Here is a 26243-nt window from a genome sequence, read left to right as displayed (position 1 = left end):
ACATGGATATCTGGCAACGTCTCGGTCTTCAAGAGACCAACGATCTGGCCGCCATCAAGCGCGCCTATCATATCAAATTGCGTGACTGCCACCCGGAAGACGATCCCGAAGGCTTCCGCCTGCTGCGCGAGGCTTATGAAGAGGCCAGCCAGCCGCGTCCAGCCATGAGTGATGACTCTGAGCCACAGACCGAGCTGGTTCGTCCGGCCGACGCCGCTGAACTGACCGCTCTGCTTGAACTGCTTGGCGATGCCAGCCGGCGATTTGTAATGACCGAATGGGATAAGTGGCAGACATCACTGCAGTCACTTTCGCTGGTTCAGCAGAGCCGGCTGTCGGACGAAGTGCTGCAACACATCTTTCAATGGCAATGGTTGCCAGCACCGGTGATCGAGCGTCTCTGGCAAGCGCTCGACTGGGCGTCACTACTGCGTCTTACCGGCGACATGCAAAAGAAGGGGGAATTTCTCGACTGGTGGCGTCAGGCGCCGCTGGCAGCCCCTCTGGAGTGGCTTGCCACCCTAGACCATGCCCGTCAACGCGCCGTGTTGGCCTTCTATCAGCCACTGCTGCTATCGCTCGAGGTTGGTGATCGCAACAGCGTATTAGGGCTCATCTATCACTCAGCCCTCCCCATCGTCGGTGACCACCCTGACCTGCTCCGGTTGCAGTTGCGCGCGCTCCATGCCGCCGGTACTGACGGTGATCCCACCCACCGTCTTGCGCTCACACTTGCTCTGCTGGAGCAGGATCACCTCAGTGAAGATGACTGGCACCTGCTCTCCGACGCCAGCCTGCGCTGCGGCAAGGAACAGCTGGTGATGCAGGTCGCCGAGGCACTGGAAGAGCGGGAATACGAGGCGCTGCTCGCCAATCACCTTATCCAGTGGCATCTAGACAGCGATCAGGATCTGTCCCGCTGGCTGCAGGCATTCGCCACCGCCCAGAAGTGGCCCACCTCGCGCAGCGCTTATTGGGAACCCCAGTGGCTGACGCTGCCCTGGCAGCAACCGGACCCGCTGGAAGAGTGGCTGCACGACCAGATGCTGGGGTTTGACAATATGCCGCTCACCGCCCTGGCGCTGAACGCGCTACCCGGCACACGTGGTGCCCTGGCCCGCCTATGGTGGCACAGCGAATACGGCACCTGGCAGGCACTGGAAGCGGCACTGACACAGCCCGAGCTGACCGAGGCCGAGGGTGGCTGGCGGTACCTCGCACACTTGCTGCAACGCCACGCTCGCCGCAAACTGGCCGAGCGGCCAGCACTGCCCCTGCTTGATGCACTGCTTACCCGCTATGGCAACGATGACTGGCTGAGTATCGCGCCCCCCAGTGCCGAGCAGATTGCCTGCGCCACGCCGGAGCAGTGGCTCGATTGCCTGCGCCGCTATCCGCTGCTGCCTGACTCCTGGTTCAAAGCAATCGCCCAGCGCGCAAGCAATGAAGGATGGGATGAGCGGATGATGCTGGGGATGCACCTAGGCGCCCGTCTCTCTCATCAACGCTTCTACAGCGATACGGCGCTCGGTGATGCCTGGCATGGCGAGAGCTGGCCCGGCTGTTTCCGCTGGGCGCAGTTCTACTATGCCAGACCCTGGACGCCGAAACAGCATCTCGACGCCATTCGCCAGTCGGTGGGCTCACTGCCAACCAGTCAGGAGGACACACCGCTCTCCACCCTCCTGCGTCTCTGTGCCCAACCCACCCTATACCAAGCTGCCATCATGGACGCCTGCGCCCGCTGGCCGCAGCAGTACGTGTTGTCGCTGGAACTGCGCAACCAAACCGAACTCCTTAAACGCTCTGATGTCAGCGACGAAGCGCTTCTCGAACGAGCCCGCTTGAACGAACTACCCGCACTGGCAGCCCTGATCGATCGACGACTGGATAACGAACCGGATCTGGCCTGCACCATAGTGCTGTGGAACCTGCTGCTCAGCCACAAGGCAAGCAACGAGTCCTATGGCTATATTTTGACGCCACTGCGCGAACGGCTCGAAAAACTGCGCCAGGCACAGGGATTAGCATTGGAAGTCTACTATGCCGAAGAGTCACTGATTTACGCTTACCTGCAACAGGACCCTGACAATATCACCACGCTGGAAGAACTTGAGAAACACCGCCCAAACGAAGCGGCAGCCAAGTTTGTCTATCCCGTTTGTTATGCCCTGGCCATGCTGGCTCATGATTTTGGCAGAAATGGCTTTCAGGCCCGTCAACTAGACCCGCTTTACAAGCAACAGGATGGCCTCACGCCAGCCCAGCAGGAGGTGCGATCTCTAGTTCAGAGCTATCTGGAGGACAAGCTCAACGCCCAGCTTGAACATGACAGGGCACACGCCAAAAAGCGTTTCAGGCTACAAAGCGGTTCACAGCTGATGTTCGTCAGCATACTGTCCGCCATCCTGCCCTACTTCGCCTTTCCACTGGAACCATCCCTGCGCGAAGTCCTCGCCTCCGGCTCATCCAACTGGGTGGAATATTATTCCCTCGGTCTGGATATGGCAGCGATGCTGTTCATGAACCTCTATCTGATGTGGCATATCTGCCGGGCCCAGACACGTACGCGCACCAGTCGAAACTATCTGGTCTGGAGTCTGATCTGGCTAGCCATCGCCTTCTACATCAATAGCGCCTGGCTGGCGGTCCCCCTGTGGCTCGGCCACCTAGTCATGAGCAGTCAGCTAAGGCCGGGCGCACTGCGCCGTGGCTGGCCCAGGGAGTTCTACAAACAGGGCCGCATGTCGCTGAGCGACATTCTCGACTAGTGCAACTGCTTGAGCAGAGCGTTCATCTCTTCTCGAAATGAGCGGATCAGCTGCGGGTCCTGGCCAGCCAGGACCCGTTCAAATTGCAGCAGCCACTGCTCTATCTGACGCCGCTCGTCACCGATGCTCTCTTCATAGAGTTGCTGTAATCGCTCGCTCAGGGTCAGATTGGGCAACGCATCGCGCGGATGTTGCTTGAGACGGGCCAGACGCTCTCGACTCTCGTGCTTACCCTCTTCGGTCACGCCAGTCGGACTTCTGTCTATTACCTTCTGGAACTGCTCACCCGAATTCACCAGGGTAACGTCCACCTCCAGCATGCCGTTGATGTCATAACTGAAACGCACATCCACTTCCTGAATGCCCTTGCCGGTCGGCAACGGGATCTCGAGATCGTCCACATGCAGGTTGTCGCGCACCCAGAAGCGCTCCCCCTGATAGATGCTGATGCACACAGCACTCTGTTGTTCGTGACCACTGCGGTAACGCTCCACTCGTGAAGCTGGTACAACTGTATTGCGCTCGAGGATGGGACTAAAGATGCCGTGCTGGTCACCCTGGCTGACAGCGATGCCCAGCGTGAAAGGACAAACGTCTGTCATGATGAGTTCTTCAACCACACTGTCACGCAAACGGCAGGCAGCTTGGATAGCAGCTCCCATGGCGACCACCCGATCCGGATCCAGCTCGTGGCGGCCAAAGCGACCAAGCAGACGCACCGCCATTTGTTGTACCTCGCTCTGGCGGCTCGCTCCACCGACAAAGATCAGCTCATCAACCTCGTCGGGACGCAGGCGCGCATCGGAGAGCGCCTGACTCAAGGGTTTACGTAACCGGGTGAGGGTATCGCGCCAGGTCTCGGTCAGCTCGCTTTCGGAGAAACTGAATTTCCGGTTCCACTCTGCACCAAGCTCGACATCAAGGCCGCTACCACTGCGATGACGTTTAGCCCGCTCGCAGGACAAATAAACTTGCCCGAGTTGGGAGAGCGTCAGTTCACCGCGATCGGTGTTGAGCCTGCTAAGCACCGCATCGACCAAATCTTGGGTAAAGTCCTCGCCACCGAGCCGATTGTCTCCCGCCGAGGCTCGCACCTCCATGATGCCATCCTGATACTCCACCACGGTCACATCGAAGGTCCCCCCGCCCAAATCAAACACCAGAAAACGGCGGCTGTACTGCTCATGCAGGCTGTAAGCCATGGCGGCTGCCGTCGGCTCGTTGATAAGGCGCACCGCATCAAGCCCAGCCAACTCGGCCGCCAGTCGCACCTGCTTGCGCTGCTGATCGCCAAAGTAGGCTGGCACCGAGATAACCACCTCGCTCACAGGGTGGCCGAGCCACGCCTCGGCATCCGACTTCAGGCTCCCCAGTACCAATGCACAGAGCTCGGTCGGTGTGTACTGCTCCTTGCCCAGTCGATAACGCCGCTCACTGCCCAGAAAACGCTTGAAGTGAGACGCTGTATTGGCAGGGTCCGTCAGCAGGCGGGTAGCAGCAGCCTGACCCACCAGCAGGGTGTTGTCCTCACCAATGCTGACAATCGATGGCGTCAGATCCTCGCCATGGGCATTGGGTATGAGTTGAGCCTGGCCCTCACGCCATACTGCGATCGCGCTGTTGGTTGTCCCCAGATCAATGCCAATGGCTGGGTTCTGCATCTGCGTCATGAAAATGCCTCTTCACCTTTTAACTACATGAAAGAGCAAGGATTGTGCTGTGCATACAAAAAGTGGTCAAGTGGAGCCCAACGTTAGATCATCAGCTCATTTCACCCACAAGCCTTAAGTGGCTTCAATTTGGCCTTTGCCGAGCGATATGTTAATAGTGTGCTCTTTTGAATCAGGGAGGTGACCCGAGTGTTTGAGATAGCGAGCCTGAAAGAGGGGGTGATGCACGGGGTCGAGCTGTTCCAGCTGCTGCTGGAGATCATCTCCATCGCCTGTGTTGTAATAGGGCTTGGCAAGACCCTTTGGCTGGCGGCACGGATGGAGGATCACGAACCGGGCTTTCCGCGCATTCGCCTCTGTTTCGGCAGTTGGCTCATCTTGGCGCTGGAGTTCCAGCTCGCCGCCGACATCCTGGCAACCACGGTCGCGCCAAGCAAGGAGGAGCTGATCCGTCTCGCCATCATCGCGGTGATCCGCACCTTCCTGAACTACTTCCTCGGCAAGGAGCTGGAAGCCCAGACCGAACGCCAGCAGGAGCAGCGCAGCGAGCAGGCCAAGGCCGCTCAATAACCTGTATTCCTGCAGAGTATCAGTGCTAAGTGCAGTGTCATCCCGACCACAGCCGTGGCCCAGGATGGCACCTTTGTGACCCTTCCCGCACTTTTGGAAATCAGCCAACTATGGAACCCTTTTCAAGGTTTCCCCTGCCCTGTCGAGTACCCGTTCATCTGCGTAAGATAGAAAATCTTCTCCCCCAACCGGCCAAGCTGATGAATACGCACTCCCTTCACACGCCCGATATCGACCTCGATAGCTGCGTCATCTACCAGATCTACCCCATGAGTTTTCAGGACAGCGATGGCGATGGCATGGGCGATATCAACGGTATCCGTCAGCGCCTCGACTATCTGGCCACCCTGGGGGTCGATATGCTCTGGCTCACCCCCATCTATCGCTCCCCCAAGCGGGACAACGGCTACGACGTGGCGGACTACCGTGCCATCGACCCCGCCTTCGGCACCCTGACCGAGATGGAGCAGCTGATAGCCGAAGCGGCCGCCCACGGCATCGGCATCATGATGGATATCGTCGCCAACCACACCTCCACCGAGCACGAGTGGTTTATGAAGGCACTGGCCGGCGACTCGCGCTATCAGGAGTACTACGTATTTCGCGATCAAGCCTTTGTCGATGCTCACCCCATTACCTCGATTTTTGGCGGCAGCGGCTGGCAGTATGTGCCAACGCTTGATCGCTACTACCTGCACAACTTCGATCCCAGTCAGGCCGATCTGGACTGGGACAACCCGGCGGTGCGTGCCGAAATGGCAGAGGTGATCAACTTCTGGCTGGGCAAAGGGATCAAGGGGTTTCGCTTCGATGTGATCGATATGGTGAGCAAAGAGTGGGACCGACTGGCCATGAGCAACGGCCCGCACCTGCACGACTATATTCGCGAGCTCAATACTGCCAGCTTCGGCGGCAAGGGGATCATCACGGTGGGGGAGACCTGGGGGGCCGATCTCGCTCATATGCAACGCTACTCCAGCACGGATGGCAGCGAGTTCAGCATGGTGTTCAACTTCGAGCATCTGGGGCTCGGCAGTGACAAGTGGTCATCCCGCTTTGATCCCCTCGCCTTCAAACGAGCCATGGCCCGCCACCAGCAAGGGCTGCACGGCCGTGGCTGGAACAGCCTGTTTCTCGGCAACCACGACCTGCCTCGCGCCGTCTCCCGCTTTGGCGATGACAGGCCTGAGTGGCGTGAAACCAGCGCCAGGCTGTGGGCCATGGTGTTGCACCTGATGCAGGGCACTCCCTTCATCTATCAGGGGGAGGAGCTGGCCATGACCAACCGCCACTGGCAGCCGGACGAGCTGCGCGATGTGGAGGCAATCAACTACCGCGCCAGCCAGTCAGGGCTGGATCCTGCCGAGCTGAGTCGGCGGCTCGATGCCATCAGCCGCGACAATGCCCGCACCCCGATGCAGTGGGACGCTGGCCCCCACGCCGGTTTCAGCACCACCACGCCCTGGATTGCCATCAATGCCAACCACGTCGAGATAAATGCTGACGAGCAGCTGGCCCGCCCCGACTCGCCGTTTCACTGCTATCGCCAGCTCATCGCCCTGCGCAAGGCTCACCCGGTCATTCGCCACGGCAATTTCGAGCTGCTGGATGGGGATGATCCCGAGCGCATCAGCTATCGCCGCCACTGGCAGGATCCGGCCAGCGGAGAGCGGCGCACCCTGCTGCTGCTCGCCAATCTCACGGCGAACCCCTTGCCGATGCCCCACTTCGACAAGGTGACAAACAAGATGCGGTTGCTGCTGGCCAATTACCCAAGCGAACCACTGCCACTCTTCGCCCCTTATCAGTGCGCCATCTGGCTGCAAGTGGATCAGGGTTAACCCCGTGCTGACGGGCCATACCAATGGCCCGTCAATCGCCCCACGTTGGCTACCAGCAGAAAATCACGCTCCCACGCAACGGGATTAAATTAACCACTATTACTGACTTATTAATTGATTATTTATCTCGTTTGATACGCTCTTATTGCCCCTCTTACTATGCCAGCGACCTATCCATTGCCGATGCAACTATCGGCCTTCAAACTGGCATAGCAAAGTGGAAAACAGATGATCACCACAGACGGGAATAACGCAGTCGCCTCGGTGGCGTACCGCACCAGCGAAGTCATCGCCATCTACCCCATCACCCCCAGCTCGGCCATGGCTGAGCAGTCGTCGGCCTGGTCGAGCGAACGGGGCAAGAACCTGTGGGGGGATGTGCCCCGGGTTGTCGAGATGCAATCGGAAGGGGGGGCCATCGCCGCCGTCCACGGCGCCCTGCAGACCGGCGCGCTGGCGACCTCGTTTACCTCGTCGCAGGGTTTGCTGCTGATGATCCCCAACCTCTACAAGCTAGCGGGTCAGCTCATCCCCTTCGTGCTGCATGTGGCGGCACGCACCGTGGCGACCCATGCGCTATCGATCTTTGGCGATCACTCGGACGTGATGGCGGTGCGCCAGACCGGCTGCGCCATGCTCTGTGCCAGCAATGTGCAGGAGGCGCAGGACTTTGCCCTGATCTCCCAGATAGCGAGCCTCAACAGCCGCCTCCCCTTTATCCACTTCTTCGACGGCTTTCGTACCTCTCACGAGATCGCCAAGATAGCGCCGCTCGCTGACGACACCCTGCGCGCCCTGCTGCCCGCAGATGCCATCCGCGCCCATCGCGACCGGGCGCTCACCCCCGACAAACCGGTCATTCGCGGCACCGCCGCCAACCCGGACACCTACTTCCAGTGCCGGGAGGCGAGCAACCCCTGGTATGACGCCGCCTATGGCCATGTGAACGAGGCGATGCAGGCTTTTGGCGAGCAGACCGGCCGCCACTACCGGCCGTTTGAATATGTCGGCCACCCGCAGGCGGAGCGGATTGTGGTGCTGATGGGCTCGGCCATCGGCACCTGTGAGGAGGTGATCGAGCGCCTGCTTTCCCAAGGGGAGAAGGTGGGGCTGGTGAAGGTGCGGCTGTTCCGCCCCTTCTCGGCCGGGCACCTGCTGGCCGAGATTCCGGAGAGTGCCCGCGCCATCGCCGTGCTGGATCGCACCAAGGAGCCGGGCGCACAGGCCGAGCCCCTCTATCTCGATGTGATGACGGCGCTGGCCGAAGCGGTCATCCGGGGTGAACGGGCAAGCCTGCCGCGGGTGATCGGCGGTCGCTATGGCCTCTCCTCCAAAGAGTTCGGCCCCGCCTGCGCGCTGGCGGTGTTTGCCGAACTGGCGCAAGAGAACCCGCGCCCGCGCTTTACCGTCGGCATCTTCGATGACATCACAGGTCTCTCGCTACCGCTGCCCGCGCTGGATTCGCAAAGCCTCATTCACGGCCAGCAACACAAGCTGGAGGCGCTCTTCTACGGCCTTGGCAGCGATGGCACCGTCTCGGCTGCCAAGAACAGCATCAAGATCCTCGGCAACCACACCGGCCTCTATCCGCAGGGCTATTTCGTCTACGACTCCAAAAAGGCGGGCGGCCTCACCGTCTCTCACCTGCGGGTGGGCGAGCGGCCGCTGCAATCGGCCTATCTGGTGGAAGAGGCCGACTTTATCGGCTGCCATCAGTGGCAGTTTGTCGACAAGTACCGGATGGCGGAGCGCTTGAAAGCGGGTGGAATCTTCCTGCTCAACACCCCCTACAGCGAAGCGGAGATCTGGCAGCGCCTCCCCAGCGAGGTGCAGCACGCCCTGCGCGAGAAAGAGGCGCGCTTCTACATCATCAACGCCGCCAAAATTGCCCGCGATTGCCAGCTCGGCAACCGCATCAATACCGTGATGCAGATGGCCTTCTTCCAGCTCAGCGCCATCATTCCCCCCGCAGAGGCGACCAGCCTGCTGAAGCAGGCCATCACCACCAGCTATGGCAGCAAGGGGCAGACACTGGTCGAGCGCAACTGGATGGCACTGGAGGCAACCTGCGCCGCACTGACCTGGGTGCCACTTGGCGAGCTGGATCCTGCCAGCAGCCCCCGCCCGCCGGTGGTTTCCGCCAAGGCCCCCGAGTTTGTCCAGACCGTCACCGCCGCCATGCTGGCGGGACTGGGTGACAGCCTGCCGGTCTCCGCCTTCCCGCCGGATGGTACCTGGCCGGTCGGCACCACCCGCTGGGAGAAGCGCAACATCGCCAAGGAGATCCCCATCTGGGAAGCGGAGCTCTGTACCCAGTGCAACTACTGCGTCGCCGCCTGTCCCCACTCGGCCATTCGCGCCAAGGTGGTAGAACCGGATGCGCTGGCCGCTGCTCCAGCTACCCTGGATGCGCTGGATGTGAAATCCCGTGACATGCGCGGCCAGCAGTATGTGCTGCAGGTGGCGCCGGAGGATTGCACCGGCTGCAACCTCTGCGTCGAGGTGTGCCCGGCCAAGGATCGCAGCAACCCGGACCGCAAGGCGATCAATATGGCTTCACGCCTCGATCACCTCGACGAGCAGAAGGCCAACTACGATTTCTTCCTCGACCTGCCAGAGCGCAGCGCCGAGCAGCTGGAGCGCATCGACATCCGCACCTCCCAGCTCATCTCGCCGCTGTTTGAATACTCGGGCGCCTGCTCCGGCTGTGGCGAGACCCCCTACATCAAGCTGCTGACCCAGCTCTACGGCGATCGGCTGCTGATTGCCAACGCCACCGGTTGCTCGTCGATTTATGGCGGCAACCTGCCTACCACCCCCTACACCACCAACGCAGAGGGGCGCGGGCCGGCCTGGGCCAACTCGCTGTTTGAAGACAACGCCGAGTTCGGACTGGGCTTCCGTCTCACCGTCGATCAGCACAGGGAGCGGGTACGCCGTCTGCTGGCGAGCCTGGGCGACACCATACCGGCTGCGCTGCGCGAGGCGCTCGGCGATGCCACTCTGCCGGTTTCCGAGCAGCGGGCCCATATCCAGCAGTTGCGAGCGCTGCTGCAGGAGAGCCAGACCCCGGCAGCCCAAGAGCTGGCCCGCGATGCGGACTATCTGGTGGAAAAATCGGTCTGGCTCATCGGCGGCGATGGCTGGGCCTACGACATCGGCTTTGGCGGGCTCGACCATGTGCTGAGTCTGGGGGAGAACATCAATGTGCTGGTGCTCGATACCCAGTGCTACTCCAACACCGGCGGCCAACAGTCGAAGGCGACGCCACTCGGTGCCATTACCAAGTTTGGCGAGCAGGGCAAGCGCAAGGCACGCAAGGATCTCGGGGCCAGCGTGATGATGTATGGTCACGTCTATGTGGCGCAGATCTCCCTCGGCGCCCAGATGAACCAGACTGTGAAGGCGATTCAGGAGGCTGAAGCCTATCCGGGGCCGTCGCTCATCATCGCCTACAGCCCCTGCGAGGAGCATGGCTACGACATGGCCGAGAGCCACGAACAGATGAAGCAGCTGACCGCCACCGGCTTCTGGCCCCTCTACCGCTTCGATCCGCGCCGCGCTGACGAGGGCAAACTGCCGCTGGCGCTCGACTCGCGGGCCCCCAATGCCTCGCTGGCCGAGACCTTGCGCCATGAGCCCCGCTTCCAGCGGCTGGAACGCCAGCTGCCGGAGGTGGCCAGCCAGCTCTATGAAGAGGCGGAGCAGGAGGCCAATCGCCGCTTCGCCTGGCTGAGCCAGCTGGCAGGCAAGGAGAGTCCGGCGCAGGAGTAACCCGCGCATGGCTTGATGGCAACAGCCACGCTATTCGCCAAATAACAATCAGGGCTCCCCGCGGGGAGCCCTGATGCTAGCTATGGTGAGCCAATATCGGCGCAGGCCAAATCAGGCGCTGATGGAGGCCAGCTCGTGGCGTTTAAGAGCGAGCAGTGTGATGAGTAGCGCCAGCGTGGCGATCAGTGCCATGCCGATATAGGTTGCGCTGAAGCCTCGGGCCAGCAGATCGGGCGCAAGCCGGCTCAGATCGCCACCGCTGCCAGCTGGCAGGCGCAAGTGGAATAGCATGGAGCAGATAGCCACGCCGACGGCACCGCCAAGCTCCCGCCCGAAGTTGAACAGCGACATGCCGATGCCGCGATCTTCCCGTGGCAGGGCATTCTGTACCACCACCGAGAGGGCGGGCAGCACCAGACCCAGACCAATACCGGCAAACCCGAGGGCCAGCTTGACCCAGGCATCGAAGTGGATCTGCCACAGCGCCACCGCCGCGAGGCCAAAGCCCACCGCAACAAAGCTCTTGTAGTGACCGGTACGGCCAATCAGCTTGCCGCCGACAAAGGCGCCGGCAGTGATGCAAATCATGAAGATCACCATGATGGCGCCGCTCTCGCTGGCGCTCATCCCCTTCTGCCACTGCATCTGCAACGGCAGATAGACCAGCACGGCAAACATCAGCAGCTGGGAGAGCATCACCAGCAGCACGCTCACCAGATAGCCGGGCAACCGGGCCAGATGGGCAGGCAGAATGGGATCGTGGGCGCGCCGCTCAATCAGAATGAGCAGCAGCAGCGCAACGCCCAGCGCCGCCGAGAGCCAGATGGCAGGCAGCGCCGCCTCCGGCGAGAGCAGCAACAGGGTGAGCGTAGTGACGGTAATCAGCAGACCCGCCCCCTTCCAGTCGAAGCGACTGTGGCGACGCACGTTGAGCTGCTTGAGGTTGCGGTTGATAAGAAAGACCGCCAGAGCCCCGAGCGGCAGATTGATCCAGAAGATCCAGCGCCAGCTGAGTTGCTCGGTGAAATAGCCGCCGAGCAAGGGGCCGGCGATGCTGGAGACCGCATAGACCGCCGAGATGTAGCCCTGATACTTGCCCACCTCCCGCGGCGGAATGGTGTCGGCAATCACGGTAAACGCGAGGGCAATCAGACCGCCACCCCCCAGCCCTTGCAGCACCCGCGCAGCCAACAGGGTCGGCAGATCCAGGGAGAGCGCGCAGGCCACCGAGCCCGCCAGAAACAGGCCGATGCCGATATTGAGCATCCGCACCCGGCCAAACAGATCGCTCAGCTTGCCATAGAGAGGCAGCACGGCGGTAGCCGCCAGCAGGTAGGCGGTGACCACCCAGGTGAGGGCGGCACCGGCATGCAGCTCGGCGCCAATCATGGGCAGCGGGGTGGTGACGATGCTCTTTTCCAGTGAACCGAGCGCGATCACCAGCGCCACACTGGAGAAAATGGTTTTGGGGGATATTTTCGAGGTCATAAGCGGACTCGCAGATCTGATATGCCAAAGTATCCGGCAATGAACGGATTATTGTCTCACAAATCAGCAAGAGATAGAAAAAACGGCGGCCACAATCTGCCCAACCATGAAGCCGATCCCACAAAGTGCCGACCGTTTCTGCTAGCCTGCTCTATTTGATTCGAGGAGCCCCCATGAGCGAGCGTGAGCAGTACGGGTTTGATCACTACGATGCCCTGATTTTCGATATGGATGGCACTTTGGTAGATTCCATGCCCCTCCATCTGGATGCGTGGGAGCTCACCTGCGCCGAGTTCGGCATCCCCTTCGAGCGGGATCAGCTCTATCAGTACGGCGGCATTCCCACCCGCAAGATCATCGCCATGCTGGCCGAGCAGCAGGGGCTGACGGTGGATGTCGAGGCTTTTACGCGTCGCAAGATTGCCCTCTATATGGAACATATCGACAAGGTCAGCGTCTTTCCCAAGATGTGGGAGCTGGTCAGGCACTATCACGGCAAGGTGAAGATGGGGATTGGCACCGGCTCACCGCGCAATCAGGCGGACTCCATCCTCAAAAGCACCGGACTCGATGCCTATATCTCGGTGGTGGTGAGCGCCGATGATGTCACCAACCACAAGCCGCATCCCGACACCTTTTTGCGGGTGGCCGAGCTGCTCGGCGCTAATCCGGCCAACTGTCTGGTGTTTGAAGATACCCGGATCGGGCTTGAGGCTGGCAAGGCGGCAGGGATGGATACCGTGCTGGTTATCGAAGGTGACCTGCACCAGCGCTAAATGGCTCAGGGGCAAGCAGGCAAACCGATAAGATGGTGCCATCACAGTGGCACCATTTTTTATTCACGTGAGCATGGCAGTAGCGTCAGTGCCCGGACAGAGTTGCGATCGCCGCCGGAATAGTGGCAACCGTCAGACAAAGGGCGTTGGCGTTGGCCTCATCCTGTAGTGCCTGATGAGTGCGAAGCAGCTCAAGAGCTTCGGCCGGAGTATCTGCAAAGGTGGGGGCGGCGATGGCGGCAAATCCCTGTTCGACCAGTTGACGACGCTCATCGCTATAGCTGGGTGCATTGGCATCTAGATAGGTAAGCGCCTGACCCTGCTTGAAAAAGTGATAGTTAGGCATCGATTGGCCCCACAAAAATAAAGCGCCATTCTACTCCTTTTTGCTCCGTCGCCAGCGTCAATCTGTGTCGTCTCAAGTGATCTATTTCACATTTTTATCAACAAACCATTACCGGTTGGGCGCCGTCCAAATCCCCCCCCACGCAGCCTCAGACAACACCCGATACCGTCACTCTGCGCCAAACAAAACGCCTCCACAAAGGAGGCGTTGTGACTGAAACAGGGTGGCTCCCGTTACATGGCATTCGTCGATTCGAAGATCTTGTCCGCCGAGGCCTCGACAAAGCCCGGATAGAGCACGCCATCGGCCTGCGGATAGCGCAGGGCAAACTCGTAGAAGCAGCTCGGGATGGTACGCACCCCATCGCTGAACGGCACCTCGGCTTTGTCGGCCATGGTGGAGGATTGCTCCAGCATCACCTGCGGGTCCCCTTTCACCTCGCCACCCACGCTGTTGAGCACGAAACCCGCCGTCTTGAGCGCAGCATTGACCTGATGGATGGTGTCGAAATCCTTCAACTTGTTGATATTGACCGTGAAGTGGTTGGCACGATAGCCCCAAGCTGCCATCCAGGCTGCATACTCGCTCTCCGCCAGCAGAATCTGATAATCGGCATAGGAGACCTGCCAGGGGGCGCCGGTGTAGAGAAATGCCGGGGTATCGGTCAGATGATCGGGCACCTGATCGGCCAGCTTGTGGATGATAGCCTGGGCAGCCGAAGAGAGCTCTTCCACCTTCAGCTCGCTGATAAACACCTTGGGAGCGTCCGGATCCTGATGCTCGAAGTGCTTGGCGTAGAGCTTCTTGGCCTTGAAAACGTACTCGCCCTTCTGCTCGTAACCGAGCGCCAGAAAGTGGGCCGCCAGCTTCTCCAGCCCCAGCTTGGGCAGGTTGTAGGTACGAAACGCCACGTGATCGTTGACGATGGGCTCGCCGCCACCCAGCAGGGTGTGCACCTTGAGGGCGCTCGGGGTCACCTTGATGTAGTTGTCCCACAGATGGCTAAACAGGGTGTCGATATCCTTTTGCATCTCTCTTTCCTTTGATTGCGGGTACAGATGGGGGCACCGCTGGATGCCCCGTGTCATTATCAGAAGCGCAGGCCGGGCGACAGTTGATCCGGCATAGCGGCTTTGCTGTCTTCGACAGAGGCAACCGGATACGCACAGTAGTCAGCAGCGTAGTAGGCGCTCGCTCTGTGGTTGCCGGAGGCGCCGATGCCACCAAACGGCGCGGCACTGGAGGCGCCGGTGATGGGTTTGTTCCAGTTGACGATACCGGCGCGGATCCGCTTGAAGAAGTGATTCCAGTCCGCCTCCTTGTCACCCAGCAGACCGGCCGAGAGACCATAACGGGTAGCATTGCCCTGATCGATGGCGGCATCGAAATCGTCATAGCGAATGAGTTGCAGCAGCGGGCCGAAGTACTCTTCGTCCGGCAGCTCGCTCACTGAGGTCACGTCGATAATGCCCGGGGAGACAAAGCCGGTGCCCGCTTCCAGGTGCTTGAGGGTAAGCAGGCTCTCGCCACCGAGGCGCTGCAGGTTGGCTTGCGCTTCGACCATGCCAATCGCAGCCTTCTCGCTTATCATCGAGCCCATGAACGGCTGTTCGGCGGCGTCATAGAGGCCGACCTTGATCTGGCTGACTACCTCGACCAGTCGCTTGACCAGGGCATCGCCCCGCTCGCCGCGCTCGACAAACAGACGGCGGGAGCAGGTGCAGCGCTGACCGGAAGTGATGAACGCCGACTGGATGATGGCATGCACGGCGCCGTCGATGTCGCTCACATCTTTCACGATCAGCGGGTTGTTGCCGCCCATCTCGAGGGCCAGAATTTTGCCCGGCTGACCGGCAAACTGCTGATGAAGGAAATGGCCGGTGCGGGAGGAGCCGGTGAAGAAGAGGCCGTCGATATCGGGGTTGCCAGCCAGCGCCTTGCCGGTCTCGACCTCCCCTTGCACCAGATTGAGCACCCCCTTGGGCAATCCGGCCTGCTGCCACACCTTGACCATGGCCTCGGCCACCATGGGGGTCAGCTCGGAGGGTTTGAACACCACGGCGTTACCCGCAATCAGCGCCGGGACGATATGGCCGTTGGGCAGATGGCCCGGGAAGTTGTAGGGGCCGAACACCGCCACCACACCGTGGGGCTTGTGACGGACAAACGCCTTGGCGCCCGGCATGGCATTTTCAACGGTGCCGGTACGCTCGTCGTGCGCCCGGATGGAGATGGCAATCTTGCCCTGCATGGCGGCTACTTCGGTACGGGTCTCCCACAGCGGTTTGCCTGTTTCGCGGGCGATAGTCAGGGCCAGCGCCTCTTTCTGCTCGCCGAGCAGGTCGGCATAACGACGCACTATGGTCAGGCGATCCTCAAGGCTCATGTCCGCCCAGTGGTAGAAGGCGGCACGGGCGGCCTTGACGGCGTCATCCACCTGCGCCGCACTGGCGGCAACCCCCTGCCAGATCACCTCGTTCTTGGCCGGATCGGTTGACTCGAACGGCTTGCCTTCACCGGCAAGCCACTGACCGTCGATCAGTTGTACAAACTGGCTCATTATATTTTACTCCCTGACTTGGCCACTCTTTTAATGCATATACCCGAGAATTCAGCTGGCGGTTGATGCCACTGACAATAGAAAAATTGCACTAACTGGCTCATCCATTCACTCCCTGTCGCTGGCAGGCAGCCTCGGCTGCCTGTCTGATAATCGGTTTGCTTGTCCTGTTTGTCTCAGTCGAGGTCGACCACCCGCACCATGTCGCCATCCTGCACCTTGAGTGCCGCCGCCATCTTGGGCGGAATGATGGCTTCGTGCTTGTCGAGATCGACCCGGATATTGCCGTAGCAGGCGCGGTAATGCTCGAAACGGCTGTTGCAGATAAGGTGGGTCTTGCCACCGATGGGCTCGCCCACCAGCACCCGCAGTTTCTTGCTGCGGCGCACGCTGCGGATATTCTTCACGTCACACTCGACAGTGGGGCCTGCATCGAAAATATCGACGTAGCCACGGTTCACGAAGCCCTCGTCCTGCAGCATCTTGATGGCGGGACGGGTCTTCTCGTGGGTCTGGCCAATGACGGCCCGCGCCTCTTTGCTCAGCAAATTGACGTAGATGGGGTACTTGGGCATCAATTCGGCGATAAAACGCTTCTTGCCGATGCCGGTGAGATAGTCGACGGTAGGAAAATCCATCGAGAAGAAGTGGGTTTGCAGCCACTCGTAGAAGGGGCTGTGACCGTTGGCGTCGGAAACACCGCGCATCTCGGCGAAGACGGTCTCGTCAAACAGCTCGGGGTGCTCGGCCATAAACAGAAAGCGGTGCTTGGAGAGCAGGCGGCCGTTGAGCCCCTCGCGGGCACATTCGCGCAAGAACAGGGTGCAGAGCTCGGAGTTGCCGGTGTAGTCGTTGGAGAGGGTCAGGGTTTCAACGACGTTGTAGATGCCGAGCTTGGGAGAAGAGTGCACCACCTTGCCGATGTGGTAGTTGTAAAACGGCTGGGAGAGGCCAACCGCGGCATCGATGGCACAGGTGCCCACCATCTCGCCGGTCTCCAGATCCTCGGCCACGAAGAAGTAGAGGCAGTCCCCCTTGCCGGCGGGCTTGTCGGAAAAAGTCTGGGTAGAGGCGTCAATCTTGCGCTGCAGCAGCTCATCGTTGACGGGCAACGAGGTCATGCCGGTGCCGGACTCGATGGCGCAGGTCTTGAGCCCGGCAAAATCTTTTTGCTCGATGGGACGGATAACCAACATAAATGACAACTCCCTTTCATTGACGACAGGTGGGGTCCCGGCTCCTGCCGGGAGAGCTCCCCACCTCAATTTGGAATCAGGCGTTAACCACCTGGGCAACCGCCTTCTCGAAGCGGGCCAACCCTTCCTTGATATCCGCTTCCGGGATCACCAGTGAAGGGGCAAAACGAACCACGTTGGTACCAGCCACCAGTGCCATCAGCCCCTGATCGATGGAGGCCAGCAGGAAGTCGCGGGAACGCCCCTTGTAGGCATCGCTCAGGGCCGCGCCCAGCAGCAGACCCTTGCCGCGGATCTCGCTAAAGCAGTGGTATTTGGCGTTGATTGCCTCGAGCCCCTCGCGGAACAGCTGTTCGCGTTGCCTGATGCCAGCCAGCACCTCCGGAGTATTGATCACGTCGATCACCGCCTCGGCCACCGCACAGGCCAGCGGGTTGCCGCCGTAGGTAGAGCCGTGAGTGCCCACTTTCAGGTAAGAAGCGATTTCGTTGGTGGTCAGCATGGCGCCGATGGGGAAACCGCCCCCTAGAGCCTTGGCGCTGGTGAGGATGTCCGGCGTGACGCCCAGACCCATATAGGCATAGAGATCACCGGTCCGGCCGACGCCGGACTGCACTTCGTCATACACCAGCAGGGCATTGTGTTTGTCACACAGCTCGCGTACCCCTTTGGCAAACTCGTCGGTAGGACGAATGATGCCCCCCTCCCCTTGCAGCGGCTCCATCACCACGGCGCAGGTGTTGTCGGAGATCACTTCGGCCAGCGCCGCCAGATCGTTGTAGGGAACATGGGTAATGTCACCGGGCTTGGGACCGAAGCCATCGGAGTAGGCTGCCTGGCCACCGACGCTGACGGTAAAGAAGGTACGACCGTGGAAACCCTGATTGAAGGCGATGATCTGGGTCTTCTGCTCGCCAAACTTCTCGATGGCGTAGCGGCGAGCCAGCTTGAGAGCGGCTTCGTTCGCTTCGGCGCCGGAGTTGCAGAAGTAGACCTTGTCGGCGAAGGTGGCGGCGACCAGCTTCTTGGCCAGACGCAGGGCCGGCTCGTTGGTCATGACGTTGGAGAGGTGCCACAGCTTCTCGCCCTGGGTTTTCAGGGCCTCGACCAGCTTGGGATGACAGTGACCCAAACCGTTGACGGCGATGCCACCGGCGAAGTCGACATACTCGCGCCCTTCCTGATCCCAGACACGTGACCCTTCACCACGCACCGGGATGATCTTGGCGGGCGCATAGTTGGGAACCATCACTTCATCAAACACTTCACGTGTCACTGCCAACAACTCTGACATATAGCTCTCCTTCGATTCAGCGACAGAATAATCCACCGCCCAAAAGTTAAATCCGTGTAAACGTGACGGGATTATCACAGAAATAAAGTAAAAAGTCTGTAACAAGACGGCCTATAAGGAACAATGTTCGATTGCTCTTGAGATTTTAGGCAACCGCATTGCATAACGACTCAGGGGGGCTTGGCAAGAGATAATTTGGGCAGGAGAGGGGGTGAATAAAGTGTCAGGGAAATTTTTTTTGCCTTCTCTCGAACTTGAGAAGGCGATCACAACTTTTTATGAACGCGCCAGAAAGTTGGCCAGCAGCTGATGGCCCTGCTCGCTCAAAATGCTCTCCGGATGGAACTGAACACCCTCGACAGGGAGCGTCTTGTGGCGCAGCCCCATGATCTCGTCAAACGAGCCATCGGCATGCTCGCTCCAGGCGGTGATGTCGAAGCAGTCGGGCAGCGTGTCACGCTCCACCACCAGCGAGTGGTAACGGGTCACCCGCAGCGGGTTATTGAGCCCCTTGAACACCCCCTCATTGCGATGGCGGATAAGCGAGGTTTTGCCGTGCATTACCTGACGGGCACGCACTACGCGGGCGCCGAAGGCCTGCGCCAGCGACTGATGACCGAGACAGACGCCGAGAATGGGCAGCTTGCCAGCGAAGTGGCTGATGGCATCGAGAGAGATCCCCGCCTCATTGGGCGTACAGGGACCGGGAGAGATCACCAGAAAACGGGGGGAGAGCTGCGCTATGGCATCAAGCGTCAGTTCATCATTGCGCTTGACCACAACCTCTTGTCCCAGGGCGCCGAAATATTGCACCAGGTTCCAGGTAAAAGAGTCGTAGTTATCGATCAACAACAGCATGAGATAACCAACAGCAGAGAATTAACGATCGAGATAACGACCCTGTTCCATTTCCCGTTCACGCTGACACTCGGCCAGATAGATGGCGGCAGCAACGGCAGGGGTTTTATGGTGCTTGTCGATGGCATTGGAGACCATCAACTGCAGGGTATTGAGGTTTTTCGCCTTGCGAAATTTACGTAGCCAGTGACCTTTGTCACTCAGCTCTTCAGCAGAAATAGTTGGTTGAACAGGCATGCTTTCTCTTGGGGATATTACCCAGGTTGAAATAAAGAAATTAAACAAAATAGCCGGGCAGAAAATAAAGAAAGCCAGGCAAATACCCAGCTCTCTTCTACTACACCTTCCCAGTATGTCAGGCTCGAGGAACGAAGCCGACTACATCATATACGCTGGTCAGGGTTTTTTCAGCTCTTTCGCGCGCCTTTTGTGCGCCTTCTGCCAGAATCGCGATCAGATGGGCCTCATCCTGACGCAACTCGTGGAAACGGGCCTGGATTGGTTCCAGCAGCGCAACCACGGCTTCGGCGGTTTCGGTCTTGAGGTGACCGTACATCTTGCCTTCGAAGTGCTGCTCCAGCTCGGGGATGGAGCGACCCGTCACACCGGACATCAGGGTCAGCAGGTTGGAGACACCCGGTTTGTTTTCCGGGTCGAAACGCACCACCGCCGGCTCGTCGGAGTCGGTCACCGCACGCTTGATCTTCTTGACGATCTGCTTGGGATCTTCCAGCAGGCCGATGAAGTTGGCTTCGTTGTCATCCGACTTGGACATTTTCTTGGTCGGATCCTGCAGGCTCATCACCCGCGCCCCTTCAGTCGGAATGAAGGGCTCCGGCATGGTGAACACCTCACCATAGAGGTTGTTGAAACGGGTGCAGATGTCGCGGGTCAGCTCCAGATGCTGCTTCTGGTCGTTGCCGACCGGGACCTGATTGGCCTGATAGAGCAGAATATCAGCGGCCATCAGCACCGGATAACCGAACAGGCCGACGTTGACGTTGTTCTCGAAACGGGCGGACTTGTCCTTGAACTGGGTCATGCGCGACAGCTCACCCATCTGGGTATAGCAGTTGAGGATCCAGCCCAGCTCGGCGTGCTGCGGCACGTGAGACTGGATGAAGACGGTGCTCTTCTTGGGATCGATACCGACCGCCAGATAGAGGGCGGCCGCATCCAGACAAGCCTTGCGCAGGGCAGCCGGGTCCTGACGAGTGGTGATGGCGTGCAGGTCGACTATGCAGTAGAGGCAGTCGAACTCATCCTGCATGTTGACCCACTGACGCAGGGCCCCCATGTAGTTGCCGATGGTCAGTTGACCGGAGGGTTGCGCTCCGCTCAATACGATTGGTTTAGTCATGAGAGTATTAATCCTTGTTATTCAGCCAGCCCAGCTGCGCTATTAGACCAAAAGTGCATCGAGCTGGGCAAACTGCTCGAATACCCAGTCTGGATGGGAGTCGGCGATGGGGCGGCCATAGTTGTAGCCGTATGTAAGACCCACCACCTTCATGCCGGCAGCCTTGGCAGCCAGCACATCATTTTCGGAGTCACCCACCATCAGGGTACGAGCCGGACTCACTCCCAGCTCCTGGCAGGCGTGCAGCAAGGGCTCCGGACTCGGCTTCTTGACCGGTACGCAGTTGCCGCCGAGCCAGAGCGCGAAGCAATCGCTGATGCCAAGGGCATCGAGGATAGGGGCCACGAAGTCGCTCGGCTTGTTGGTGACGATTGCCTGCTTGTAGCCCAGGCTTTGCAAGCGACGCAGACTCTGGGCCACCCCGTCATACATCGCCAGCCCTTGCAGCAGGCAGGCGTTGTAGTGCTGGAAAAAGATCGGTCTGGCCTTGGCAAACAGCTCGGGATCGGCCTCGCGATAGGCGAGCGCCCGCTGGATCAGCTTGTCGGCACCATTGCCGACCCAGGTACGGATAACCGCTTCATCAGCTTGTTCCAGACCCAGATCAGCCAGAGTCAGATTGACCGCCAGCGCCAGCTGGGCGGCGCTGTCAATCAGGGTGCCATCCAGATCGAACAGCACCAAATCAAATTCGCGCTCAGCGTGTGACATGAGCCAGCTCCGCACGCATCTTGTCGATCACCGCCTTGTAGTCAGGCTGGCTGAAAATGGCAGAGCCGGCGACAAACATGTCGGCGCCCGCTTCGGCGATCTCGCGAATGTTGTCGACCTTCACCCCACCATCGATCTCGAGACGGATATCGCGGCCACTCTCGTCGATCAGACGACGCACCTGACGCAGCTTGTCGAGGGTGCCGGGGATGAAACTCTGGCCACCGAAGCCCGGGTTGACCGACATCAGCAGGATCACGTCCAGCTTGTCCATCACATACTCGAGGCAGGAGAGCGAGGTAGCAGGATTCAGCACCAGACCCGCCTGGCAGCCCATCTCCTTGATGAGGCCCAAAGAGCGATCAACGTGATCGGACGCTTCCGGATGGAAGGTGATGAGGGAAGCACCCGCCTTGGCAAAATCGGGAATGATGCGATCCACCGGCTTGACCATCAGGTGCACGTCGATGGGGGCCTCGATACCGTAGTCACGCAGCGCCTGACAGACCATGGGGCCAATGGTCAGGTTGGGGACATAGTGGTTGTCCATCACGTCGAAGTGAACCACGTCGGCACCGGCAGCCAGTACCTTGGCTACATCGTCACCCAGACGGGCAAAATCGGCAGAGAGGATCGAGGGGGCAATCAGAAAGTCTTTCATCAGCATCATCCATTGGCAGCCAGGGAGAAAAAGCGGCGCAATTTTAACGTAAAAGGCGGGCGAAAACGACTCGAATGCGGGGTAAATGGGGCAATCGCCTCCCCTCCCCCAGCCACCCGGGTTATAGGACATCGGCACGGGCGCGGACTCGCCCATAAAAAACGGCGCCCTGGGCGCCGCATGGTCTGTTACGCCAGTGGCAGCAGTTCACTGTCGCTGGGATAGTAGCCCTGCTCAGGTTCGATTCCGGGCGGATAGAGTGCCAGCAATTCGGCCACCTTGTTGCGGGTGCCGCCGTTGCGGCTGATGGTGCGCTTGACCAAGATCTCGTCGAGGCGGGCACCGCGATAAAGCTCACGAGTCAGCTCGATATCGTGGTTACTGATCAGCACCGGCACCCCTTTATGAGCGGCTGTGTGACGGGCCAGTCGCGCCAGGATCGCCTGATCATCCAGGGTAAACCCACCGGAGGCATAGGTGGTGAAGCTCGCCGTAGTGGAGAGCGGCGCATAGGGTGGATCACAGTAGATAACCCAATCCTCTTCGGCACGCTTAATGGCATCGGCGTAGCTCTCGCAGATAAAGGTCGCCTTCTGTGCCTTTTCGGCAAAGGTCCACAGCTCTTTTTCCGGGAAATAGGGTTTCTTGTAGGAACCGAACGGCACGTTGAAGCCGCCCTTCTTGTTGTAGCGGCACAGTCCGTTGAAACCGTGACGGTTGAGAAACAGGAACAAGAGTGCCCGCTCGAAGGTGGTCTCGGTCTGATTGAACTGGGTACGCAGCCGATAATAGGCCGCCTTGTGGTTGTGCTCTGCCACAAACAGCTTGCGCGCCTCGGCAATGAAACTGTCCGGCGTCAGCTTGAGGTGGTTGTACAGGCAGATCAGATCCGGATTGATGTCGTTGAGCACATACGCGTCGTAGTCGGTGTTGAGAAACACAGACCCGGCCCCGACGAAGGGCTCCAGCAACACACGCCCGGCCGGCAGGCGCTCGGCAATCTCTTCAACCAGGGAGTATTTTCCCCCGGCCCATTTTAAAAAAGCGCGTGTTTTTTTCATGGAAATCCGGTGTGTAAGAAGGCAAGACCCAAAAAGGGGGACGATTCTACCCCCTTATCCGGTATCAAGGCTATTGCTTCAGCTCTTTTTGTACCTGTGCAAACGACTTGGGCCAGGGCTGGCCTTTCAGCAAGGCTGGCGGAAGCTTGCGAATGGCACTCTTGGCCTGGGTCAGACCGGCATAATCCCCTTGCAGCACCACATACCAGGGGCTACCACGGAATTTGGTCTGATAGACCCATACCTTGCCCGCCAGACCATGCTCGGCGACAAACTGATCCACCGCCTTGGTGTTGCTCGCCCCCATCAGCTGAACGCTGTAGTGGTTACGCGGCTTCTTGTTCAAGGTGGCGACCGGTGTCAGGGCCACCTTGGGTGCAGGCGCGGCAACCGGCTCGTTGCTGGCGGTTTTGGTGGTGGCCGCAGGCGTTGTGGTTGTCGCCGGATTCAGTGCCTTGGCGGTACTGGCTGGCGCCGTGGTTGCGACTGCACCACTGGGGGCTGTGCCACTCGGGTTCTTGCCGGTCAGCTCGTCCACCACGTCAGTAGGCAGTGCGCCGCTCACCTTGGGTTCGGTCATCAGCTTTTGCACGACCTCGTCAGAGATCACTACCCGACGCCCTTCATAATTGGTTGATTCGGTGGTCACGGTTTCGCTCTCCACCGATTTGGGCAGCACTTTCGCCTCCGGCTGCCAATCTTTCACAACCCCGTTTGGATTGCTGGCTGCATCGCTGTTTTGCGCGCCTTGTGCAGCGGCATCGGTATTCGAACCGCCAGCGGTGAGGGGATCGCCTCCCGCTACCGGGATCGGCAATGCCGTGTTCTGCGAAAGATCCTGCAGTGCCGGTTTGCTTTCATTGTCAAACAGCGCAGGCAGCAGGTAGCTCAGCGCCAGCAGGCCGCCAGCGACCAGCGCGATAGCGGTGGCAATCTTCTTGACAGGCAACTCCGCCTGACGCTTCTTGGGCCTTCTGTCGGTCATGATATCCTCCAGTAACTGCATGATGGTGGACGGATGTCCGTTCGCCGTTTTCAGGATCTCCTCCACTTGCGGCTTGGGCAAGAGGGTCGCCGGGATCTTGAGCTCTTTGGCTTTTTCATACAAGAAGATGCGCTGCTCGGGCGGGCTCAGTGGCGGCACTTCCAGCTCAAGGGCTGGCATGGCACGCCCTTTGAGCTGCGGCCGTTGCGTACGACACCAGACGTCACTGCCCGAGACGATAATGGCCAGCTGATGGGGCGCCGCCAGAGTATCGTTATGACGGATGATCGCCCACAACTCTCCCAGCAATTCGGCTGGCAACTGGTCGGCCCGCTCTATCAGCAGCAACAGGGTGGCTGGCTTGCTCCCCTCCAGCATGCGAAAGAAGCTCTCCGCTAGCGCATCCTGTGGATTAAACAGCGGGCGTGCCACCACCTGTGGCAGCAACAGCTGGCGCACATCCACCATCTTCATGGCAGACGTACCAATCAGGCTTACCACCCGCACTTTTTCCGGCAACACGCCGAGCAGGGATTCGCACAGGGTACCGCGACCACAACCGGGTTTACCGGAGAGAAAAATGAAAGGGTGATTGAATTCAATCAGATGCAGCAGCCGGTCAACCAGCTGCCGCTGGGAAGGAAGTTTTAGCAGTTTATTCGTCACGACCAGACTCGATCACCGCCAGCAACTCGGCATCGGACACATCCCCCACCACCTGCGCATGGCCGATGCCAACCGGCAACACCAGACGCAGCTTGCCTTCCAGCACCTTCTTGTCACGGCGCATATGGCGAATAAAGGCGGCGAAATCCATCTCGGCAGGCGCATGAATGGGCAAATTAGCGGCCAGCAGCAGAGCGCGCACTCGCGCAACGTCCGCTTCGCTCATATCGCCACGGGCCTGCGCAGTCCAGGCTGCCAGCATGGTGCCGGCGGATACTGCTTCACCATGCAGCCAGTTGCCATACCCCTGCTCGGCCTCGATGGCATGACCAAAGGTGTGGCCCAGATTGAGCAGCGCACGGACGCCGTGCTCGGTCTCATCCTGACCGACCACATCGGCTTTGATCTCGCAGCAACGTTTGATGGCGTAGGCCAGCGCGGCAGGTTCCAGCTGTTGCAGACGCACCATGTTCTGCTCCAGCCAGCTGAAGAAATCAGCATCCCAAATGATGCCGTACTTGATCACCTCGGCCATCCCTGCGGCAAATTCGCGGGCTGGCAAGGTACTCAGACATTCGGTATCGATAACAACTTGTTTGGGCTGATAAAAAGCCCCAATCATGTTCTTTCCGAGGGGGTGGTTGACAGCGGTTTTACCGCCAACAGAGGAGTCAACCTGGGAGAGCAGAGTGGTCGGGATCTGGATAAAAGGAATGCCACGTTGATAGCTTGCTGCCGCAAAGCCCACCACATCCCCGATCACGCCGCCCCCCAGAGCGATCAGTGTCGTATCGCGCCCATGGTTGGTTTCAAGCAGAGCAGACATGATCTGCTCAAAGGTCGCCAGGTTCTTGTACGCCTCGCCGTCAGGCAGGATCAGGTGTTCAACCTGAAAACCCGACAGCAGAGCGGTTACCCGTTCAAGATAAAGCGGAGCAACGACCGTGTTGGTCACTATCATCACCCGCTTGCCCTTGATGGTCGATACCAGCGCCTCGGGGCGCTGCAACAACCCGGCAGCTATCTCGATGGGATAGCTGCGTTCACCCAGTTCGACCTTCAACCGTTCCATGGACGTCCTCTAGATTACATACCGATCAGCTTTACAATTTGATTGGCAACGATTTTTGCGCTCTGGTCATCGGTGTGCACAACAAAGTCGGCAACCTCTTCATACAGGGCATTGCGCTCTTGTGCCAGACGTTCCAGCACTTCGCGTGCCGGTTCTTCGGTCTGTAGCAGAGGGCGGCGTTTGTCTCGCTGTGTGCGCGCCAGCTGCTTTTCGATAGTGGTTTCGAGGTAGACCACGATGCCGCGAGCAGACAACTTGTTGCGGGTTTCGCGACTCTTGATGGCACCGCCACCCGTCGCCAGCACGATACCCTGCTGCTCTGACAATTCGCCGATCACCTTCTCTTCGCGAATCCGGAAACCTTCTTCGCCTTCAACATCGAACACCCAGCCGATATCAGCACCACTGCGGCGCTCAATCTCATGATCTGAGTCGAAAAACTCCATATGCAGTTGTTCTGCCAGATGTCTACCTATGGTGCTCTTGCCCGCACCCATGGGACCTATCAGGAAAATATTGCGTTTCTCAGCCATGTCTTTTCGTTAGTAATTACAAACTGTACGACCCCGATGAATACTGGATC

General features: G+C 59.5%; 21 protein-coding genes. 5 read left to right on the top strand and 16 right to left on the bottom strand.

Annotated elements, in window-relative coordinates; all coding sequences use genetic code 11:
• Positions 1 to 2 precede the first annotated feature (2 nt).
• Entirely contained in the window at positions 3 to 2771 is a 2769-nt protein-coding gene (locus tag AB5Y83_RS18035) for a J domain-containing protein (protein ID WP_236396677.1), read from the top strand.
• Here AB5Y83_RS18035 and AB5Y83_RS18030 read toward each other — a convergent pair.
• A complete protein-coding gene (locus tag AB5Y83_RS18030) occupies positions 2768 to 4441 on the bottom strand; it encodes an Hsp70 family protein (RefSeq protein ID WP_368175688.1) in 1674 nt (557 codons plus the stop codon). The two genes, AB5Y83_RS18035 and AB5Y83_RS18030, sit on opposite strands and share 4 nt — an antisense overlap.
• A 189-nt stretch (positions 4442 to 4630) precedes the next feature.
• Here AB5Y83_RS18030 and AB5Y83_RS18025 point away from each other — a divergent pair, with 189 nt between their 5' ends.
• From AB5Y83_RS18025 to nifJ, 3 genes are all read left to right on the top strand, one after another.
• Positions 4631 to 5011, top strand: coding sequence for a DUF1622 domain-containing protein (locus AB5Y83_RS18025; protein ID WP_368175687.1), 381 nt, complete (start codon positions 4631 to 4633; stop codon positions 5009 to 5011).
• 200 nt (positions 5012 to 5211) lie between these two features.
• Positions 5212 to 6852 carry an alpha-glucosidase gene (locus tag AB5Y83_RS18020; RefSeq protein WP_368175686.1) on the top strand — a complete coding sequence of 547 codons (1641 nt, stop codon included), beginning with the start codon at positions 5212 to 5214 and terminating at the stop codon, positions 6850 to 6852.
• Positions 6853 to 7080: 228 nt separating this feature from the next.
• The gene (gene nifJ, locus AB5Y83_RS18015) at positions 7081 to 10626 is read left to right on the top strand and encodes a pyruvate:ferredoxin (flavodoxin) oxidoreductase (RefSeq protein ID WP_368175685.1); all 3546 of its coding nucleotides are present in this window, start codon (positions 7081 to 7083) and stop codon (positions 10624 to 10626) included.
• Between the two features lie 111 nt (positions 10627 to 10737).
• Here the strand turns inward: nifJ and AB5Y83_RS18010 are convergent, their stop codons facing one another.
• The gene (locus AB5Y83_RS18010; RefSeq protein ID WP_368175684.1) at positions 10738 to 12114 is read right to left on the bottom strand and encodes an MDR family MFS transporter; all 1377 of its coding nucleotides are present in this window, start codon (positions 12112 to 12114) and stop codon (positions 10738 to 10740) included.
• A 173-nt stretch (positions 12115 to 12287) separates the two neighbouring features.
• Here AB5Y83_RS18010 and AB5Y83_RS18005 point away from each other — a divergent pair, with 173 nt between their 5' ends.
• Positions 12288 to 12890: an HAD family phosphatase gene (locus AB5Y83_RS18005; RefSeq protein WP_005334990.1), complete on the top strand. Its 603-nt coding sequence runs from the start codon at positions 12288 to 12290 to the stop codon at positions 12888 to 12890.
• An 85-nt stretch (positions 12891 to 12975) separates the two neighbouring features.
• Here AB5Y83_RS18005 and AB5Y83_RS18000 read toward each other — a convergent pair whose 3' ends face one another.
• The 14 genes from AB5Y83_RS18000 to aroK all read right to left on the bottom strand — a co-directional run bounded on the left by AB5Y83_RS18000 (position 12976) and on the right by aroK (position 26193).
• Positions 12976 to 13236, bottom strand: coding sequence for a hypothetical protein (locus AB5Y83_RS18000; protein WP_005353961.1), 261 nt, complete (start codon positions 13234 to 13236; stop codon positions 12976 to 12978).
• Positions 13237 to 13469: 233 nt separating this feature from the next.
• The gene (locus AB5Y83_RS17995) at positions 13470 to 14267 is read right to left on the bottom strand and encodes a DUF1338 domain-containing protein (RefSeq protein ID WP_139746517.1); all 798 of its coding nucleotides are present in this window, start codon (positions 14265 to 14267) and stop codon (positions 13470 to 13472) included.
• Positions 14268 to 14326: 59 nt separating this feature from the next.
• A complete protein-coding gene (astD, locus tag AB5Y83_RS17990) occupies positions 14327 to 15796 on the bottom strand; it encodes a succinylglutamate-semialdehyde dehydrogenase (RefSeq protein WP_139746516.1) in 1470 nt (489 codons plus the stop codon).
• Between the two features lie 176 nt (positions 15797 to 15972).
• Entirely contained in the window at positions 15973 to 16992 is a 1020-nt protein-coding gene (astA, locus tag AB5Y83_RS17985; protein WP_005334994.1) for an arginine N-succinyltransferase, read from the bottom strand.
• A 76-nt stretch (positions 16993 to 17068) separates the two neighbouring features.
• The gene (locus AB5Y83_RS17980; RefSeq protein ID WP_368175683.1) at positions 17069 to 18286 is read right to left on the bottom strand and encodes an aspartate aminotransferase family protein; all 1218 of its coding nucleotides are present in this window, start codon (positions 18284 to 18286) and stop codon (positions 17069 to 17071) included.
• 276 nt (positions 18287 to 18562) lie between these two features.
• The gene (locus tag AB5Y83_RS17975) at positions 18563 to 19144 is read right to left on the bottom strand and encodes an aminodeoxychorismate synthase component II (RefSeq protein WP_075114953.1); all 582 of its coding nucleotides are present in this window, start codon (positions 19142 to 19144) and stop codon (positions 18563 to 18565) included.
• 21 nt (positions 19145 to 19165) lie between these two features.
• Positions 19166 to 19381: a hypothetical protein gene (locus AB5Y83_RS17970; RefSeq protein ID WP_005334997.1), complete on the bottom strand. Its 216-nt coding sequence runs from the start codon at positions 19379 to 19381 to the stop codon at positions 19166 to 19168.
• A gap of 118 nt (positions 19382 to 19499) precedes the next feature.
• Positions 19500 to 20504, bottom strand: coding sequence for a tryptophan--tRNA ligase (gene trpS, locus AB5Y83_RS17965; protein WP_005362251.1), 1005 nt, complete (start codon positions 20502 to 20504; stop codon positions 19500 to 19502).
• A 42-nt stretch (positions 20505 to 20546) separates the two neighbouring features.
• Entirely contained in the window at positions 20547 to 21215 is a 669-nt protein-coding gene (locus AB5Y83_RS17960) for a phosphoglycolate phosphatase (protein WP_216950311.1), read from the bottom strand.
• A complete protein-coding gene (gene rpe, locus AB5Y83_RS17955; RefSeq protein ID WP_005335006.1) occupies positions 21202 to 21876 on the bottom strand; it encodes a ribulose-phosphate 3-epimerase in 675 nt (224 codons plus the stop codon). The genes AB5Y83_RS17960 and rpe overlap by 14 nt, the downstream gene beginning before the upstream one ends.
• 188 nt (positions 21877 to 22064) lie before the next feature.
• Positions 22065 to 22937 (bottom strand): Dam family site-specific DNA-(adenine-N6)-methyltransferase, encoded by an 873-nt coding sequence (locus AB5Y83_RS17950; RefSeq protein ID WP_120415596.1) that lies wholly within the window; start codon positions 22935 to 22937, stop codon positions 22065 to 22067.
• A gap of 70 nt (positions 22938 to 23007) precedes the next feature.
• A complete protein-coding gene (locus tag AB5Y83_RS17945) occupies positions 23008 to 24588 on the bottom strand; it encodes an SPOR domain-containing protein (protein WP_368175682.1) in 1581 nt (526 codons plus the stop codon).
• The gene (gene aroB, locus AB5Y83_RS17940; RefSeq protein WP_021229792.1) at positions 24578 to 25660 is read right to left on the bottom strand and encodes a 3-dehydroquinate synthase; all 1083 of its coding nucleotides are present in this window, start codon (positions 25658 to 25660) and stop codon (positions 24578 to 24580) included. Before aroB ends, AB5Y83_RS17945 begins: the two co-directional genes overlap by 11 nt.
• 14 nt (positions 25661 to 25674) lie before the next feature.
• A complete protein-coding gene (gene aroK / locus AB5Y83_RS17935) occupies positions 25675 to 26193 on the bottom strand; it encodes a shikimate kinase AroK (RefSeq protein ID WP_005335014.1) in 519 nt (172 codons plus the stop codon).
• Positions 26194 to 26243: the final 50 nt, after the last annotated feature.

Source organism: Aeromonas sp. R5-4 (assembly GCF_040908215.1).
In the GTDB taxonomy this organism is placed as follows: Bacteria; Pseudomonadota; Gammaproteobacteria; order Enterobacterales; family Aeromonadaceae; genus Aeromonas; species Aeromonas veronii.
Note: the sequence above shows the minus strand (reverse complement) of the source record. Positions and strands in the feature narration are given on the sequence as shown.

Excerpts from the sequence above, each read along its gene's own strand:
- AB5Y83_RS18035 (WP_236396677.1), top strand. The coding sequence starts at position 3 with ATGGATATCTGGCAACGTCTCGGTCTTCAAGAGACCAACGATCTGGCC.
- AB5Y83_RS18030 (WP_368175688.1), bottom strand. The coding sequence starts at position 4,441 with ATGACGCAGATGCAGAACCCAGCCATTGGCATTGATCTGGGGACAACC.
- AB5Y83_RS18020 (WP_368175686.1), top strand. The coding sequence starts at position 5,212 with ATGAATACGCACTCCCTTCACACGCCCGATATCGACCTCGATAGCTGC.
- nifJ (WP_368175685.1), top strand. The coding sequence starts at position 7,081 with ATGATCACCACAGACGGGAATAACGCAGTCGCCTCGGTGGCGTACCGC.
- AB5Y83_RS18010 (WP_368175684.1), bottom strand. The coding sequence starts at position 12,114 with ATGACCTCGAAAATATCCCCCAAAACCATTTTCTCCAGTGTGGCGCTG.
- AB5Y83_RS18005 (WP_005334990.1), top strand. The coding sequence starts at position 12,288 with ATGAGCGAGCGTGAGCAGTACGGGTTTGATCACTACGATGCCCTGATT.
- AB5Y83_RS18000 (WP_005353961.1), bottom strand. The coding sequence starts at position 13,236 with ATGCCTAACTATCACTTTTTCAAGCAGGGTCAGGCGCTTACCTATCTA.
- AB5Y83_RS17995 (WP_139746517.1), bottom strand. The coding sequence starts at position 14,267 with ATGCAAAAGGATATCGACACCCTGTTTAGCCATCTGTGGGACAACTAC.
- astD (WP_139746516.1), bottom strand. The coding sequence starts at position 15,796 with ATGAGCCAGTTTGTACAACTGATCGACGGTCAGTGGCTTGCCGGTGAA.
- astA (WP_005334994.1), bottom strand. The coding sequence starts at position 16,992 with ATGTTGGTTATCCGTCCCATCGAGCAAAAAGATTTTGCCGGGCTCAAG.
- AB5Y83_RS17980 (WP_368175683.1), bottom strand. The coding sequence starts at position 18,286 with ATGTCAGAGTTGTTGGCAGTGACACGTGAAGTGTTTGATGAAGTGATG.
- AB5Y83_RS17975 (WP_075114953.1), bottom strand. The coding sequence starts at position 19,144 with ATGCTGTTGTTGATCGATAACTACGACTCTTTTACCTGGAACCTGGTG.
- AB5Y83_RS17970 (WP_005334997.1), bottom strand. The coding sequence starts at position 19,381 with ATGCCTGTTCAACCAACTATTTCTGCTGAAGAGCTGAGTGACAAAGGT.
- trpS (WP_005362251.1), bottom strand. The coding sequence starts at position 20,504 with ATGACTAAACCAATCGTATTGAGCGGAGCGCAACCCTCCGGTCAACTG.
- AB5Y83_RS17960 (WP_216950311.1), bottom strand. The coding sequence starts at position 21,215 with ATGTCACACGCTGAGCGCGAATTTGATTTGGTGCTGTTCGATCTGGAT.
- rpe (WP_005335006.1), bottom strand. The coding sequence starts at position 21,876 with ATGAAAGACTTTCTGATTGCCCCCTCGATCCTCTCTGCCGATTTTGCC.
- AB5Y83_RS17950 (WP_120415596.1), bottom strand. The coding sequence starts at position 22,937 with ATGAAAAAAACACGCGCTTTTTTAAAATGGGCCGGGGGAAAATACTCC.
- aroB (WP_021229792.1), bottom strand. The coding sequence starts at position 25,660 with ATGGAACGGTTGAAGGTCGAACTGGGTGAACGCAGCTATCCCATCGAG.
- aroK (WP_005335014.1), bottom strand. The coding sequence starts at position 26,193 with ATGGCTGAGAAACGCAATATTTTCCTGATAGGTCCCATGGGTGCGGGC.